This is a genomic window from Streptococcus oralis, assembly GCF_003942875.1.
Classification (GTDB): Bacteria; Bacillota; Bacilli; order Lactobacillales; family Streptococcaceae; genus Streptococcus; species Streptococcus oralis_BX.
Window position 1 is genome coordinate 1 of record NZ_RMVK01000012.1, and the last position, 17,457, is coordinate 17,457.

Annotated in this window: 9 protein-coding genes and 1 pseudogene; 1 reads left to right on the forward strand and 9 read right to left on the reverse strand. The window is 42.8% G+C overall.

The window, feature by feature from the left end; genetic code table 11:
* The 8 genes from D8844_RS10220 to miaA form a co-directional block, all read right to left on the reverse strand.
* The coding region (locus tag D8844_RS10220; RefSeq protein WP_125423860.1) for a SpaA isopeptide-forming pilin-related protein at positions 1 to 4,249 on the reverse strand (4,249 nt) is incomplete at its 3' end.
* Positions 4,250 to 4,713: 464 nt separating this feature from the next.
* Positions 4,714 to 11,691: an LPXTG-anchored adhesin/beta-galactosidase BgaA gene (gene bgaA / locus D8844_RS10225; RefSeq protein WP_125423863.1), complete on the reverse strand. Its 6,978-nt coding sequence runs from the start codon at positions 11,689 to 11,691 to the stop codon at positions 4,714 to 4,716.
* Between the two features lie 250 nt (positions 11,692 to 11,941).
* Positions 11,942 to 12,697 carry an SDR family NAD(P)-dependent oxidoreductase gene (locus D8844_RS10230; protein ID WP_125423866.1) on the reverse strand — a complete coding sequence of 252 codons (756 nt, stop codon included), beginning with the start codon at positions 12,695 to 12,697 and terminating at the stop codon, positions 11,942 to 11,944.
* 27 nt (positions 12,698 to 12,724) lie between these two features.
* Positions 12,725 to 13,216: a DUF7832 domain-containing protein gene (locus D8844_RS10235; protein WP_125423869.1), complete on the reverse strand. Its 492-nt coding sequence runs from the start codon at positions 13,214 to 13,216 to the stop codon at positions 12,725 to 12,727.
* Between the two features lie 28 nt (positions 13,217 to 13,244).
* Positions 13,245 to 14,174, reverse strand: a complete 930-nt coding sequence (rnz, locus tag D8844_RS10240) for a ribonuclease Z (RefSeq protein ID WP_125423872.1) — start codon at positions 14,172 to 14,174, stop codon at positions 13,245 to 13,247.
* Positions 14,175 to 14,188: 14 nt separating this feature from the next.
* Positions 14,189 to 14,812, reverse strand: coding sequence for a cystathionine beta-lyase (locus tag D8844_RS10245; protein ID WP_125423875.1), 624 nt, complete (start codon positions 14,810 to 14,812; stop codon positions 14,189 to 14,191).
* A complete protein-coding gene (hflX, locus tag D8844_RS10250; protein WP_125423878.1) occupies positions 14,805 to 16,043 on the reverse strand; it encodes a GTPase HflX in 1,239 nt (412 codons plus the stop codon). Before hflX ends, D8844_RS10245 begins: the two co-directional genes overlap by 8 nt.
* On the reverse strand, positions 16,036 to 16,920 hold the full coding sequence (gene miaA / locus D8844_RS10255) for a tRNA (adenosine(37)-N6)-dimethylallyltransferase MiaA (protein WP_125423881.1): 885 nt from the start codon (positions 16,918 to 16,920) through the stop codon (positions 16,036 to 16,038). Before miaA ends, hflX begins: the two co-directional genes overlap by 8 nt.
* Positions 16,921 to 17,040: 120 nt before the next feature.
* On the opposite strand from miaA, the gene D8844_RS10260 reads away from it, so the two are divergent.
* The gene (locus tag D8844_RS10260; protein ID WP_001051782.1) at positions 17,041 to 17,211 is read left to right on the forward strand and encodes a DUF3042 family protein; all 171 of its coding nucleotides are present in this window, start codon (positions 17,041 to 17,043) and stop codon (positions 17,209 to 17,211) included.
* A gap of 145 nt (positions 17,212 to 17,356) precedes the next feature.
* Here D8844_RS10260 and D8844_RS10265 read toward each other — a convergent pair.
* A pseudogene (locus D8844_RS10265) lies at positions 17,357 to 17,457 on the reverse strand (IS200/IS605 family transposase); the annotation flags it as partial.

Here is a 17,457-nt window from a genome sequence, read left to right on the forward strand (position 1 = left end):
TGTTTTGTTTGACTTGGAAAGTGATGTCCGTTACTTTGAGGTAACCTGTTGGGGCTGCTTCCTCATGGAAGGTGTAAGTACCTGGGGCCAAGTTGAGATCTTTAGACTTACCAGCTTCTGAAGTCCAGCTTTCTACGGCTGTGCCTTCTGCCTTATCGCCCTTGTAGATCTTGATTTGAGCGCCTGCGATTTCTGTTCCACCAAGGCTAACCTTGCTGAAGGTAATCTTACGTGGAAGGTCATCGTCTTTATCGGTTACTGTAACAGTTGAGCCGTTGGTTACGACTTTGTTTTCTTCACCTTTAGAGTCTTTTTCACCAACATTTGTCACTTCCACTGTGCCATCATGTTTGACTTGGAAAGTGATGTCGGTTACTTTGAGGTAACCAGTTGGAGCGGCTTCCTCATGGAAAGTGTAAGTACCTGGGGCCAAGTTGAGATCTTTAGACTTACCAGCTTCTGAAGTCCAGCTTTCTACGACTGTGCCTTCTGCCTTATCGCCCTTGTAGATCTTGATTTGAGCGCCTGCGATTTCTGTTCCACCAAGGCTAACCTTGCTGAAGGTAATCTTACGTGGAAGATCATCATCTTTATCGGTTACAGTTACTGTTGAGCCGTTGGTTACGACTTTGTTTTCTTCACCCTTAGAGTCTTTCTCACCAACATTTGTCACTTCCACTGTGCCATCATGTTTGACTTGGAAAGTGATGTCGGTTACTTTGAGGTAACCAGTTGGGGCTGCTTCCTCATGGAAGGTGTAAGTGCCTGGAGCCAAGTTGAGATCTTTAGACTTACCAGCTTCTGAAGTCCAGCTTTCTACGGCTGTGCCTTCTGCCTTATCGCCCTTGTAGATCTTGATTTGTGCACCTGCGATTTCTGTTCCACCAAGGCTAACCTTGCTAAAGGTAATCTTACGTGGAAGGTCATCGTCTTTATCCGTTACAGTTACAGTTGAGCCGTTGGTTACGACTTTGTTTTCTTCACCTTTAGAGTCTTTTTCACCAACGTTTGTCACTTCCACTGTGCCATCATGTTTGACTTGGAAAGTGATGTCCGTTACTTTGAGGTAACCAGTTGGGGCTGCTTCCTCATGGAAGGTGTAAGTACCTGGGGCCAAGTTGAGATCTTTAGACTTACCAGCTTCAGATGTCCAGCTTTCTACGGCTGTGCCTTCTGCCTTGTCGCCCTTGTAGATCTTGATTTGAGCGCCTGCGATTTCTGTTCCACCAAGGCTAACCTTGCTGAAGGTAATCTTACGTGGAAGGTCATCGTCTTTATCGGTTACAGTTACTGTTGAGCCGTTTGTGGCAACTTTGTTTTCTTCACCCTTAGAGTCTTTCTCACCAACGTTTGTCACTTCCACTGTGCCGTCATGTTTGACTTGGAAAGTGATGTCCGTTACTTTGAGGTAACCAGTTGGAGCGGCTTCCTCATGGAAGGTGTAAGTACCTGGGGCCAAGTTGAGATCTTTAGACTTACCAACTTCAGATGTCCAGCTTTCTACAGCTGTGCCTTCTGCCTTGTCGCCCTTGTAGATCTTGATTTGAGCTCCTGCAATTTCTGTACCACCAAGGTTAACCTTACTAAAGGTAATCTTACGTGGACTATCGTCATCTTTATCAGTGACTTTGATTGTTGAACCATCGGTTACGACAGTATTGTCCTCGCCTTTAGCATCCTTAGTACCAACATTCGTCACTTTAACTGTTCCGTCATAGTTAACTTTAAAAGTGATATCCGTTACTTTGAGGTAACCAGTTGGGGCTGCTTCCTCATGGAAGGTGTAAGTACCTGGGGCCAAGCTCAATTCTTTAGACTTACCAGCTTCTGAAGTCCAGCTTTCTACAGCTGTGCCTTCTGCCTTATCGCCTTTGAAGATCTTGATTTGTGCACCTGCGATTTCAACCCCACCAAGACTAATTTTACTGAACGTGATTTTACGAGCTACATCGTCATCTTTATCAGTAACTGTCAGAGTTGAATTTTGGGCTACAACACGATTGTCTTCACCTTTAGAATCTTTTTCACCTACTTTTGTCACTTCAACAGTACCGTTAGGTTTAACTTGGAAAGTGATATCCGTTACTTTGAGGTAACCAGTTGGGGCTGCTTCCTCATGGAAAGTGTAGATGCCTGGTTCAAGATTCAGTTGCTTAGGTTGGTCAGTTGAAGTCCAGCTTTCTACAGCTGTGCCTTCTGCCTTGTCGCCCTTGTAGATCTTAATCTGTGCACCAGCGATTTCATTTCCTCCAAGGTTTACCTTACTGAAGGTAATCGCCTTTGGAGTTGTATCTTCTTTGTCAGTGACTTTGATTGTTGAACCATCGGTTACGACAGTATTGTCCTCGCCTTTAGCATCCTTAGTACCAACATTGGTAACTTTAACTGTTCCGTCATAGTTAACTTTAAAAGTGATATCCGTTACTTTGAGGTAACCAGTTGGGGCTGCTTCCTCATGGAAGGTGTAAGTACCTGGGGCCAAGCTCAATTCTTTAGACTTACCAGCTTCTGAAGTCCAGCTTTCTACAGCTGTGCCTTCTGCCTTATCGCCCTTGTAGATCTTGATTTGAGCTCCTGCAATTTCTGTACCACCAAGGTTAACCTTACTAAAGGTAATTGGTTTTGGACTAGTATCCTCTTTGTCGGTAATAGTCAGAACTGGACCAGCTGCAAGAACAGTGTCATCAGCTCCCTTATTCTTAATAGTGATAGAACCGTCAGCATTAACAGTAAAAGTAATATCTCCTACAATTTGATATCCCTCTGGAGCATTGAACTCTCTTAGAGTGTAGGTCCCTGGTGCCAGCTTAATCACTTTAGAAGTGTCAGCTACAGTAGTCCAGTCTGCAACAGGTGCCTCTTCAAGATTGACTGTATCTCCACTATAGATTTTCAGTTCCGCTCCTGGAATTTCTTTTCCATTTGGATCCACCTTTTTGAAAGTAATCTCTTTTTCAATTGGAGTCTTCGGAGGTGTCTTCTTATTTTCAATTCGACGTTCTACTGATTTGTCAGAACCAAACTCATCTGGAGAAATTTTAATATCTTCAGTTAATTTGTCATAGCCAAGAGGAGCAGTTACTTCACGAATTGTATAGTTGTCTCGCAACAATTTGCCTACACTAGCGTTACCATCAGAATCTGTTGTCAATCGTCCAACAACGGCTTGGTTACGATCACGAATTACTTCAAAAACTGCGCCTTGCAATGGTTGGCCTGCTTCGTCTACCTTATGAATTTTAATGGTGAAAACATATCCTTCCGCAACACCACCTGCAATCTGGTAGGTACGTGTGCTTGTTGATTGTTCATTCTCACTACCATTGTAGCTCATGTTGGCTACGTTCGTGATTTCCTCACCATCGACTAGATCATAATTCGCTTTAGCTCGATACTCGATCATATAACCAAAACCATTAGTATCTCCTAAAGGAAGGGTGAAACCATCACCATTCGCATTTACCACTAGTTGGTTTTTAAAGGTTTCGGTCATATCCTGAGCATTAGTCCATTTCCAGTCTCCGTTATTCCAACTCCAATCTACTTTGTAAATACGAAAAGTATCTGGTAGGAATGTCATATTTGGAGAAGAGAAAGCATCTTTGATAGTGACATCACTGTAGTTCGCCATATTGCGGTTTACAGTAATGTTATAACGGATTACATTTTTCTCGTCATCCTTGTATTGGAAGGAACTCTTTTCAATTTTAGAGTCGTATTTCCCTGGAGGGCCGTTATAACGAATTTTCCCTGCAAATAGAACTCTATGGCCTACTGTAACGTTAACATCAACGTCTTTTTCTTCTGAAACAACGTCATGGTCAACTCGGACATAGACAAAGAATTTCCCCCTAACGCCAGAATTATTCTCAACAAACTTTGTGTAAGTTAGAGTAATTGTTTTGCTAGCTGCATCTAAACGACCAGTAGCTACAAGATTGTTAGAAGCATCTCGTAATTCAATGTCTGAAGAGTTTGAAAATGTAATCTCTGATGGCAATTGAAGTGTTGTTGTATCACCTTCATGCACCGTATTATCTGGCAAAACAAAATCTGCAGTAAGACGGAATTCTTGCCAAATATCCAACCCTTGCGTTAAAGCTTCACCAGATCTGTTTTCAACACCAACACTAGTGATCACATCATTATACTCTGTCGCATGTACTTGCGTCAGAGGGGCAAATGATTGGAGAATAACTCCCAAACAAAGAATAAGGATCTGAATCCAAGATCTTATTTTCTTGTTCATTTAATCTTCCTTTCTTATAATATTCAGTTGTAAATGTACAATGTAATAGTAAACTAAATGATTGTCCCCAACTAATCACCATTCTCCTTTTTCAAGCGAAAATTATTAGCCACATTACATCCACATTTTATCATACTATGAAGAAAAAGGCTAGAACTATCAAGCAAATTTTTATAAAAAATATCCAATTTTTTCTTACCGATTGAAATCGACTTTTTCACATCCGTATATTAACCGCTTTGTGTCTTTTCTTCTCCTATCATCGAAACAGAAACTGGTATATTTTACCGCTATTTTTAAAAAAATAAGTTCATCTCGTTTTCGATACCAGATAGTGTTTTTATCATTTTGGTTATCTGATTTCTTAAACGTTAAATTGGTCTAGAGAGAATGCTTCTACCCATTAAAAAGACCAGGATTCCCTGGTCTTTCTGAGATACATTTAGAAGAAATACTGATTCATTCTAGTCTTCTTTTTTACCTTTAGTGGCCACTAGACCTGCACTCAAACCAAGAAGAGCTAAACCTGCTGCTAGAGCTGCTTGACTTGCTGCACTTCCTGTATTTGGTAACTGTTCTTCTTGAGCTTGACTAGCTTCACTTGAAACAATTTCTTTTGTATCTGCTTTTTCTGATACTTGTGGTTTTGTAGATTCTTGAGGTACTGGTTTAGTTGTTTCACTAGCCGTACCAACTTCTACAACGCGATCTTGAGCAGCGACTTTATCGTAAGTTTCTTTAAGCTGACGTTTTCCATTTTCCACTTCGATCAAGTGAACACGGATACCTTTTTGACCTTCTTGGAGAACACGAGTTTGACCCGCTGGAAGCTGATCATTCTTTTGTTCCTGAACCTTGAAATCAATTGTTTCTTCTTCGATTACAAGTTCTGGTCTGTTAAGGACTAGGTTCTTCACTTCATCTTCTGGAAGGGAGGTTCCTGGTTTAGTTCCGACCAAGACGATGCGGTCTGTCGGAGCCTCTACCACTTCGCGAAGTTTTTCTTCCTTACTTCCATCAGGATTAATCGCTGTAAAGATACGTTCTTTACCAACTTTTCCTTCTTGTTCTACACGAGTTTCTCCTAGATACAGCGTTGAATCCTTTTTCTCAACTGTCTTGTAGGCCAAATCGTTTTCAACAAATTCGAGTTTTGGAAGATCTTCTTGTACAGCAGCAACAGTCTTCTCAGAAACTGGTTTTTCCTTAGTCAACTGGATGCGGTATTCCTTGACTTGTTTTCCACTTTCTGAAACAAGGCGAACAAGTACTGGAAGGCTATCGTCTCCGCTATCTACAACTGTTGAAGCTACTTGATTACTTTCTTCGACTGAGACTTTTGGACGTTGACCTTTATAGGTGATTTGATAGTCTTGACGACCTTCAGCGAAGTCAGGAAGTTCTTTTCCATCCACAAGAATCTTCGATTGGGTACTTTCTTGAGGCAATTCACTTGGTGCAAGGAAGGTCATCTCAATCATCGCAACACCGCTCTTGTCAGCTTTACGCTCCATGCGCCATCTCATGGCTTTGGCTTTGACAGCTTTAAATGTTACGTTGATTTCATCACCAGCTGCGATGTCTTTATCCGCACGATAAGGCACAGCTTCCCAATTTTCTGGATTGTTAAATGGATGAGCTGCATCGTAGGCTTGGTAGTTTGAATAGTAGGTAGGCACTTCAAACTCTGGGCCAATATAGCGTTCCAAAACGAGTTTAGATGGGGCATCCGTACCACTATCTGCAAAGAAATGAAGTTTGGCTTGCGCTACAGTCCGTTCTACAATCTTACCATTTTCACGGAAGATTACACCTGCTGATACTTCTGGATTAGAAGATGGTGTTGGAGACCAGTTTGTCCAACGACGATTTTCTGAATGATTTCCGTCATTGAGATAGTCCACACGGTCATGGGAGTTTCTATCAATGTCGTTAGTGGCTGAAGCAAAGGCGCGGTTACTATTTTCATCATACTCTGGGTTATTTGAAAGAGCTTCACCAAGTTTGTCTGTCACTCGTACAGTGAACTCAGCAACAAGATCACTACCAAGGACACGACCTCGAATAGTAAATTGACCTGCTTTTGTCAGATTTTCTGCTGGAACTTCATCCCATTCAACTGCCAAGTCTTTTGTTTCGTAACCATCTTTACCTGTGAAGTAAACCGGAACCTTAGTTGGCAATTCAAGCGGTTGCCCTACTTGTAGCAAGCGAGCTTGTTTGACCGCGGCAACTGGTTTACGAGAGAGCAAGTCTTTATTGCTTGTAAAGTGTAGACGGTATTCTCCTAGGATGTCCCCATTTTCAGCTTTCGCGATAACACGAACTGGCTCACCTTCACGAACACTTGGAACGACGGTAGCGAGACCATTGTTGCTAACACTTGCTGTTACTGCAGGAACTTTTCCATCTGCAGACTCAAGGTAGTAGTCTGTCAAATCAGGGTTGAAGTTTGCTAAGTCTTTACCGTCAACTTGGATTCTCGTTTGTCCTTGTTTGGCTGCTGCGACTTGTTTTGCAAAGATTTGTACTTCTGTGATAGAAGTTCCTTTCTTGCTATCAAGTCGAACCATACGAATGCGAACCGCATAGGTTTCAACCTTATCAAAGCTGAAATGATTCATTTCTCCAGCTTTTAATTGAGCTGGTGCTTTGAGATTGCTTACCTCTTTCCAGTTTGCAGGATCGTTAAAGGCATGGTTTTCCTCACCTACAAAGCTAGGGTTTTTAGGGGCTGTTGGAACGGTCTTACCGACATAATATTCAATCACATAAGACTTCGGTACACCAACTCCGTGGTCTTCGTGGAATCCGACACTTAGATTATCAACTGAACGTTTGCTCAAAATACCTGAATCTCCGAATAGGACACCAACTGAAGCTTCTGGATTACTACGGTTCCAGTTTGTCCAACGGTTAGCTGGGCGGTCATTAAAGGAAATCAATTTATCGTTGACGTTTGAAACAGGATCAGTTGGATTTGAGTCTGAAGCAAAGGCAAGTGGCAATTCTGAACCGGTCCATTGGTCAGAAATGTTTGCACCCTTCTCAGTTTGAGCAGATACGCGAACATGAAGTTTAGTTGTTAATTGCGTACCTTCTAGGCGACCATTAACTGTAAAGACACCTTCCTTGGCGTATTGCTCTGGACGAATCGTATCCCAGGTAACCTTAGCTGATGAAACGTGACCATTTGAATCGTAGGTACGAACACTTTCTGGTAATTGTGGTGCTTCTGCGATTGGGGTCGTCACACTGACTTCTTCAACTGAAACGATACCTTCTACAGAGACTTTTGCACGCGCTTCAAGATCCAGACCTTCAACTTCACCTAGAACTTCAAAGGTTTGATAGTGATCGAGTTTTTCTTTTGGAATGGCTTGCCAAGTGACTTTGTGCGCTTTAGGGAAACCTTTGTCATACTCAACCGTTACTGTTGCTGGAAGACTTGGTTCTTGATGCAAGTCTGTTACTACGTTCACTGGGCGGATAGATTGGGCTACTTTTTTCTCAGTATTGGCCTGGATCGTGAGAGCGATTTGACCTGAAGCCCCCTCATATTCTGCTTTGAGAGTGACTGTTCCTGGCTTATGCAACTCAAGCATTCCTTTACGAACTGCGACTTCCCCTTCACCACTTGTAGAGAAGTTCACCTTATCTGCTGGTAAAACTGCTTGTGTTCCGTCTTGATAGTGTGCAAGGACAGACAATTTCACTGTTTGGTCTTCTTTGAGGCTGCCAGCTTTCTCCACTTGTAGGCTCAAATGGTCAATTTTTGGTGCTTCTTCGAGGAACTGAATTGCATAGGTTTGAAGAGGTCCACCATCTTTTGGTTGAACATAGATGCTTGCACGCATACCGTTTGCTGCACTTGCTTGCACCACTGTAACAGCTGCATTTTCAGCACTTGCTACAACTTCTGGCAAGGATGCACCGTAAGCAAGAGTTCGATATTGCATTGGATTTTGAGTAGTAAAACCAGTGACAGATTCGCCACCAACAGTTACATTTGGTACTGCAGGAGCCGCAGGATTACCTTCTTCTACCACAAGGGTAGCGTGAATAGTCTCACCACCCAGTTGACCAGTCATTTGAATACGTGATCCTGCAACTGACAGTTTAGCTTTATCTGCTTCCGAAATCTCCCACTTATCAACTTCGTATTCTTGTACGCTTCCATCCGTAACAGCAATAGAAACGTATTTGTCAACAGCGCTCAAGTCTGTTCCTGGAGCAACACGCTTAACAGTTGGAAGCTCATTTGCGATTGCTAGAATTTCGACACGGGCCTCAACTTCGCGTCCGTCTGCCATACCTTTAACAGTCACAACTCCTGCTTGGCTCACATCAACTGAAGACCAAGTTACTGGACGTTTTTCACGACTGCCGTCACTGTAGATAAAACCGACTGTCTTCGGCATTTTTGGCTCTTTCTCAATAACAGTACGTACTTTTGGTACTTCTGTTCCGAGAACGGTCTTTTCTTGGCCTTCTTTTTTACCAGTAAAGACCGTTACTTGACCAGATTTCAAGAGATCTGAATGGGCTGTTAGAGTGAATTTACCTGCTTGCTCAGTTGATTTAACAATGGCAACCCCTTTACCGTTAAAGGCTCTGCGAATCCAAGAACCATCTGGTTGTGCCTTATAGCGTTCACGGCTGGCTTGTTCCCCATTATCGACACCGACCAGTTGACCTTGTCCATGCAATTGGAAGCGAACCAGATTATTGGCAGTTGGTACCACATTTCCTTCACTATCTACGATTTCGTAGTAGATGTAGGTCAAGTCTTTTCCATCTGCTGCGATTGCGTGTTCTTCCTTGACGAGGCGAACACCTGCTGGTTGGCCTGCCGTCGTGATTTTATCACGTGCAATTTCTTTTCCAGCTTCATCGCGAGCTACAGCTTCTAAAGTACCTGGTTGGTAAGCCACCTTCCACTCAAGATAGAGTTCCTTAGCATTGGCACCTTCTTGGTAGCTACGGCCATCACTGGTTTGTTTTTTGTTAAATTTCTTAACTCCAAGAGATTGACCATTCAAGAACAATTCAACGCTTGCAGCGTTTGAGTAGGCACGAACTGGGATCTTACCTTCTGAGTCAGCAACTTTGTCTGCTAATTCTTTGTTTTCCCAGTTCCAGTGAGGAAGAAGGTGTACCATCGGTTTCTTCTTAGCAGAAACCCATTGGCTTTGGTAGAGATAAAAGTCATGTTTTGGAATACCGGCTGTATCTACGATACCAAAGTAAGAGCTCTTAACGGGAGTTTGGTTTTGGTTGTGCCATGGTGTAGGTTCACCGATATAGTCCGTACCTGTCCAGATAAACTGTCCAGCATAGCCAGCGTTGTCACGGTCAAAGGTCCATGAATCTGTTGCCGTTTTACCCCAGCCAACTCGGTCATTACCATAGTCAGACTGTTCGTAATGACGCTCAGGTCCGTTACTATGTTTCAATTCCTGTTCAGGACGATAATAGCTACCGCGTGTACGGGTCGCTGAAGATGTTTCTGAACCATAAATCAACCAGTTTGGATGTTTCGCACGAAGTTTCTTGTAGTTGTCTTCTGAGTAGTTGAAACCAACCGCATCCAGTTCATTTGCAATCTTCTCATGTCCACCACTACCATCACCAAAGCGGAACTTATCTGCTCCCATGGTAACGTAACGAGTTTTATCAACATCTTTAATCACTTTTACTAAGCGTTTAACCGTTGCTAGAGAATGAGGTTTACCATCGGCTTCACCGATTTCGTTTCCGATAGACCACATGAAGACAGCTGGGTTATTTTTATCTCTTTCGACCATGGTACGAAGATCGTAGTCAGACCATTTTTCACCTTTTCTAGCTTCTGGGTGAGTAGCGTCTTTTTCAAAGAAACGTCCGTAGTCATAAGGTTTCTTGCCACCATACCAAGTATCAAAGGCCTCTTCCTGAACGAGCAAACCAAGTTCTGCTGCGATTTGCAAGGTCTGTGGACTTGCAGGGTTATGAGTTGTACGGATGGCGTTAACGCCCATCTCCTTCATTTGTTTGAGACGACGGTATTCTGCCTTATAGTTTTCTTCTGCTCCAAGCGCTCCGTGGTCATGGTGCAAGGAAACACCATGGAATTTAATGCGTTCACCATTCAAAGAGAAACCTTCATTTGGAGTCCAATGATAGTAACGGTAACCAAACAAATCCTTCTTAGCATCAACCAATTGACCGTCACGGTAAACACGCGTAATCAATTCGTACAAGGCAGGTTTATCATTTAAAACGGTCCAGAGTTTTGGTTGTTCAACTTCTAAAATCGCATCAAGGCTTGTTGATTCATGTGCTTTCAAGGTACGGCTCGCTGTTCGAACCAAGCCTGTTACAGCTTGACCACCACGTTCAACGATTTGATATTCTGCCACCAGTTCATGGTCTTTATCATCTGTATTGACGATTTTGCTGGCTACATGAGTTTCAACCTTGCCGTGTTGCTGTTCTTTAAGTTTTGGTGTTAAGATAGTTGTCCCATTTTTCTCAACATGAACCTTATCTGTCACTTGCAAGGTCACATCACGGTAGATACCACTACCTGAGTACCAACGGCTACTTGGTTGTTTGTTAACCGCATGGACAGCAATCACATTCTCACGACCATCTTTGTGAAGGTATTTGGTGATATCGTATGAGAACTGGTTATATCCATTTGGATAATGCCCCACTAACTGGCCATTGACATAGACTTGAGAGTCCATATAGACACCATCAAAAGTGACACGAACATTTTTCTTGAGATCTTTTTCATCAAGTTTAAAGGTCTTGCGATACCAAGCTTCACCACCATTGAGCTGTCCACCCTCGTTTTGGGCAGGTGACTGATGGTCAAAATCGTTAAAGATACTCCAGTCGTGTGGGAGATCCAATTTTTGCCATGTTGATACATCTGCATCCGATTTCACAGCTTCTTTAGGATTCGCATTGAGTTTAAAGTGCCAATTTTGATTAAAATTCACTTTTCTATCTTCAATCATTTGATTCACTTCTTCATTTGTCGCAGCTTTCAACTCTTCCTTGACAGGCTTTTCTTGACTTGAAGCTTGAGATTCTACCTTTGGAGCTGTTTCTTCAGGTTTTAGTGACGCTTTCTCCTCTTTTGGAGCTACAGGTTCATCTTCTTTCTTCTCTGGTTTGCTTGCTTCAATTGGAGCAGCTTGACTTTGATCGACACTTGCAACATCCTTGTGCTCTGCTACAGTTTGATCTTCTTTTTCCTCCACTGCCGGACTTTCCTCTTTTGCTTGTTCCACAGTGTGAGCGATAGGAGTTTCATCGGCGAAAACTGGTGATTCTCCAATGACACTTCCTCCAAATAGAACCGCACAGGTTCCAATCATGACAGAGCAAGCGCCTACGGCAAACTTACGAATGCTGTAGACTCTTTTACGATTCCAATGGCCTTTTTCCATAAAACCCTCCTTTAGTAACCGCTTCCATTTCATTGTAAGCGTATTACTTTTTCATAGTCTTTTACCCTTATTTTATAAAATAATATAGGAAATTTCAATACCCTAAACACAAAAAATCATATTTTTGATTGTTTTTTCTAAAATTTGTAGAAGATTCGAAAAAAGTGAATGTAGATTTAGAACAAAAACAAACAAATTTTTGAAACTCAGTTCAATATTATAAAAAAGTTCCTTTTGTAAGGAACTCCTTTTACTTATAATTAAAGATTCCCCCTGCCAACTTATCGGCTAACTTGGGAAAGAGGGTATAAAACTTATAGGCTAGGTTCAACAAAACTGGGAGGTTGAGTTCCCGTTTGTTTTTTCCTATGGTTTTGACAATCTTTCTAGCGACTGCTTCTGGTTCTAAGAGAAAGCGGTCAACCGACTTGAGGTAGCTCCCATCTGGATCTGCCTGGTCAAAAAAGGCAGTACGAATCGGTCCTGGATTAACCGTCGTTAGATAGACACCATAGGGCATCAGTTCGAGGCGCAGAGCATTTGAAAATCCAATAGCCGCAAATTTGGTTGCTGAGTAAAGACTAGACTTGCTAGTCGCAATCAAACCTGCCATGCTGACGATATTGATGATATGGCCTTTTCGATTTTCTTTCATGCGAGCTCCAAGACGACGAGACAGATTCATCAGAGCAAAGGTATTGACCTCAAACATCTGGTGAATATCTTGATCAGAAATCTGGTCAAATTCCTCAAAAATCCCGTAACCAGCGTTGTTAATCAAGACATCAAGCTTGCCATAACGGAGATAGAGGTCAGCTACCAGAGCTTCTAGGGCCGAGTCATCAGTAATATCGATTTCAATCCATTCCACATTAGAATGATTTCCGTAGAGTTGGGCTAATTTTTCCTTGTTTCTACCTAGTAAGATGAGTTGGTCATTTGGCAAGAGTTTGACCATTTCTTGGGCTAGGCCACCGCTAGCCCCAGTGATGATGATGGTGCGCATCTCTATTCCTTTCAAAGTTTTGGTCAATTAATGAAATCTTTTTCCAGCTAAATAATGAGCATAAGCTTGATCAATGACAGGAGCAAACAGATGATAATCCTCCCAGTCACCTAAAAATTCTAAAGGCAAGTCATCTAAGTCATTGACTACAAATTCGGAATAATCATCCATATACTGATGTTCATAATAGTCATTTACAAAAGCCTGAAAATCCTTTGTAATATCCATTGTTCCCAGTTTACCATCGCACCAGTCTAAAAGATAATCAACACCCAAAGTTTGCTCATTTTTTATACTTTGGAATACCGTTTCTTCATCAGGAGACATCATTTCTTTGGCATCATGCTGGATGAGCCAAGTAACGAAAAAACCGATATGATTCGCAGCCCAACGATAAATCTCCCGATAATTATTTTGAGTTAGCTCTTCTTTTTGTAATGAATAGCTGTGCAAGTAGTTGGTTAATGCATTCTCAAAATACCAATCCGCTTTATCCAATAAACGATTTTCAACAGTCATCTTATTTCCCTCTCAACGAACTATAACATTATAACTCAACCTCTTCCAGATCTTTGACGACATGGACATTTTCAAAAACAGTTGCCGCGTCTTTCTTAAGCTGACTAATATCTTTTGAGAGAAAGCGAGCGCTGATATGGTTGAGCAAGAGGCGTTTGGCTCCTGCTTCTTCCGCAACCTGAGCAGCCTGCATGTTAGTAGAGTGACCATGGTTACGAGCAATTTTTTCATCACCCTTGCCATAAGTGGACTCATGGACAAGGACATCTGCATTGACAGCTAGACGCACACTGGCATTGGTTTTTCGGGTGTCGCCAAGTATAGTAATAATCTTACCTGGACGAGGAGCTGAGATATAATCAGCTGCCTTGATTTCAGTTCCGTCTTCTAAAACAACGTCCTGGCCGTTTTTGATTTTTCCAAAAAGCGGGCCAAACGGAACACCAGCAGCCTTGAGTTTTTCAGCATCCAAGGTGCCTTCAAGATCCTTTTGCATGACACGATAACCAACACAGAAAATAGTGTGGTCCAGTTCCTCTGCATACACAGTGAATTTATCGGTTTCAAGAATTTTCCCTAGAGAATTTTGGTCAAACTCATGGAAATGAATGCGGTAAGGCAGACGAGAACCGGACACACGTAGACTAGTTAAGACAAATGACTTGATCCCTTGAGGTCCATAGATTTCCAAATCTGTCTGCTCTTCATTGGCCTGAAAGGCACGGCTAGAGAGAAATCCTGGCAATCCAAAGATATGGTCTCCATGCAGGTGAGTGATAAAGATTTTGCTGACCTTACGTGGTCGAATTGTGGTTTCCAGAATGCGATTTTGCGTTCCTTCTCCACAGTCAAAGAGCCAGACTTCGTTAATCTCATCCAAGAGTTTCAGGGCAAGGCTTGAAACGTTGCGAGCTTTGGAGGGCTGACCAGCCCCTGTTCCTAAAAATTGAATATCCATTCGATACTTTCTAATTAATCAATATATAACATGGCTGTGCGATTTTCCGATCGGAAATAGCGCTTGCCAGAAAAAGCAACAGCTTCTTGCAATAAATCCTCTTGGCTGTAGCCCTTTAGACGTTTGCGACCATCAGCCAAACTTTCCAAATCCGTCAAAGCTGTGAGATTTTCTACACTAATAACTTCCTCATCTCCGACAGCTTTCATGTAAATCTTGCCAGACTCTTCAAAGACGAGTTGATGAGGGAAAATTTGCGCAATCTCAAAAAGCAAGTCATCCGAGATTCCCTCTTCATTTTCAGAGAAGATCCGCCCCAAGCCCTCACTCTCATAGCAAAATCCAAAGGATTTGCCAGATAAATTAAGACGAATAAAAGGCTTATTTTCAAAGATGAAACTTGGCTCAGCATTGTAGAGGTTCAGTTCATGACTGAGTTCTGCAAAATAATCCGTCGCAGCTTCAGGACTCTTTTTCTGGTAGAGTTCTGCAAAGTAGGCATTAACGACACTCGGAGGAGGTGTGATGAGAGCCAACTGCTCTTGCTCTGTTTTGCCAGCTAGAAGCTGATCTATATAGCCCCTATCCAGACTTGTATAGCCCCCATATTTTAGAGCCAAGGTTTTAATATCAGTCATAAAATTCCTCTAACCTCCATTTATTTTTCTCGGAAATATAGCCTGTAATCACTTCTCCATCATCTTGGTAGTCACGATCCTCCAGAATCGCTACACTTTCTAGATCATGTATCTTGTAGGATTTTGAAAAGGGCACGCGCAGGGTAAAGACTTCAAAAATCTCCTTGATCTTCTCCAAAAACAATGCTTGCAAGTTCTCACGACTATCCTCAGACTTGGCAGAAATGAGGGCATAAGGCGTTTGAGTTGGCGTGAAATCCTCCACCAAATCCGCTTTGTTATAAAGAGTCAAGCGAGGAATATCCTCCATGTCCAAGTCTTTCATGATGGACAGGACTGTTTTCTCATGCTCCTCGTGGTAAGGATTGCTGGCATCGATGACATGAACTAGTAGATCCACATGCTTGCTTTCTTCCAAGGTTGACTTAAAACTGGACACCAATTCTGTTGGCAAATCTTGGATAAACCCAACCGTATCAGTCAAGGTGACCTGAAGATTACCCCCTAGATGGATGCTCTTTGTCGTCGCATCCAGGGTCGCAAAGAGCTCGTCAGCCTCATACTGGGTCTTGCTGGTCAAGGTGTTCATGATGGTTGATTTTCCAGCATTGGTGTAGCCAATCAAACCAATCTTAAAGGTACTTGACTCCAAGCGTTTTTCTCTGACTGTCGCCCGATTTTTCTCAACCACCTTGAGCTGGCGCTCGATATCTGTGATTTGATTACGAACACTACGACGGTTCAGTTCCAGCTGGCTTTCACCTGGACCACGGGAACCAATTCCCCCTGCCTGACGGCTGAGCATAATCCCTTGACCAACCAAGCGGGGCAAGAGATACTTGAGCTGGGCCAGGTGGACTTGGAGTTTTCCTTCATGGCTTCGAGCCCGCATGGCAAAGATATCTAGAATCAACTGCATACGGTCAATCACCTTGACACCCAGAACTTCCTCTAGATTGACATTTTGCCGTGGAGTCAAACGATTATTGACAATGACAGTAGTAATTTCTTCTGCATCCACCATCCGCGCAATCTCTTCCAACTTACCAGAACCAACGAAGGTCTTGGAGTCATACTTTTCCCGTTTTTGTCTGTAACTACCTACTACGACTGCTTCAGCAGTCTTAGCCAGACTGGCCAACTCTTCCATGGAGAGGTCAAAATTGTCCATGCCCTGTAATTCCACACCAATTAGCAGGACCCGTTCCTCTTTTTTCTCCGTTTCAATCATCTAAAAACTCCTCTATCTGGCTTAAAATGCGGTCCTGCACGTCAGGCTCTCCTATCTGATAAAAGATCACCTGCATGCGATTACGGAACCAGGTCAGCTGACGCTTGGCAAAACGGCGAGTCGCCTGTTTGAGACTCTCGCTTGCTTCCTCAAGAGTTTGCTCCCCACGGAAATAAGGAAAAAGTTCCTTGTAGCCAATGCCTTTGGCTGCCTGCACATCTGGATAATGGTCAAAGAGCCACTTGGCCTCATCCAAAAGTCCAGCCTCAAACATCAGATCTACTCTGCGATTGATACGCTCATAAAGCTGACTGCGTTCATCATCCAAGCAGATAATCAGTGCTTCATAAGGACTTTCCTGATTTTCCAAATCCTGAGCAAAATGGGCGATTTCCAAGGCACGCATAGCTCGACGACGGTTAAACTGGGGAATTTCAAGGCCTGCTTGCTTCACCAGATGGGCTAATTCCTCATCTGAATAAGGCTCCAAACTAGCCCGATAGGCTACAATCTCCTCATGAGGTGTTTCCCCACCTAGATGATAGCCTTCAAGCAAGCTCTGGATATAAAGGCCTGTGCCTCCAGCGATAATGGCTAGCTTGCCACGGTTTTGAATATCCTCAATAGCCTTCTTAGCTTCTGAAACAAAATCAAAAGCCGAGTAAGACTCGGTCACCTCTCTGACATCAATCAAATGATGAGGAACAGCTGCTTGCTCCTCTGGGCTAGCCTTGGCCGTCCCAATATCCAACCCTCTGTATACTTGCTGACTGTCACCACTGACCACCTCTCCATCAAAGCGCTTGGCCACTTCAATAGCAAGGGCTGTCTTCCCAACAGCAGTCGGTCCAACAATCACAATTATTTTTGTTTTCATCTTTTTTCCTTGAAAAATTTCCATTTTTTCGTTACTATTATTATATCACAAAAAGGTCAGTCAGAAAAATGCTACCACTTGAGGAGCTAGGCTGATCAGGAAGATAAAGGAGGAAGACTCATGGCTAAAGGATTCGCTAAAGGTCTTGTAACAGGTGTCGCAGGAACTGTCGCTGCCGTTGCAGGTGCAGTATACGCAATTAAAAAGAAAGTGATTGAGCCAGAAGAGCAAAAAGCAGCTTTCATCGAAGAAAACCGCAAAAAAGCAGCTCGCCGTCGCGTATCACATTAAGCAATCATAACCACCCGTCTAACGGGTGGTTTGCACCAGGGCTATAAGCCCAAATCACCAGCCAGCGCCTAAAGGCGCTGGCTTTCACGTTGTTCAAGCCTCATTGCTCTTGACTCGTCACTTGCCTCTTAAAGAGGCTTTAGTATTACTTACCACTATCCCTAAAGGGATCCTCATATTCTTTTACACTTAATTTATCTAGTGCTATATCATGCTTTTCCTGTTCTTGAATATATTTCTTAATTG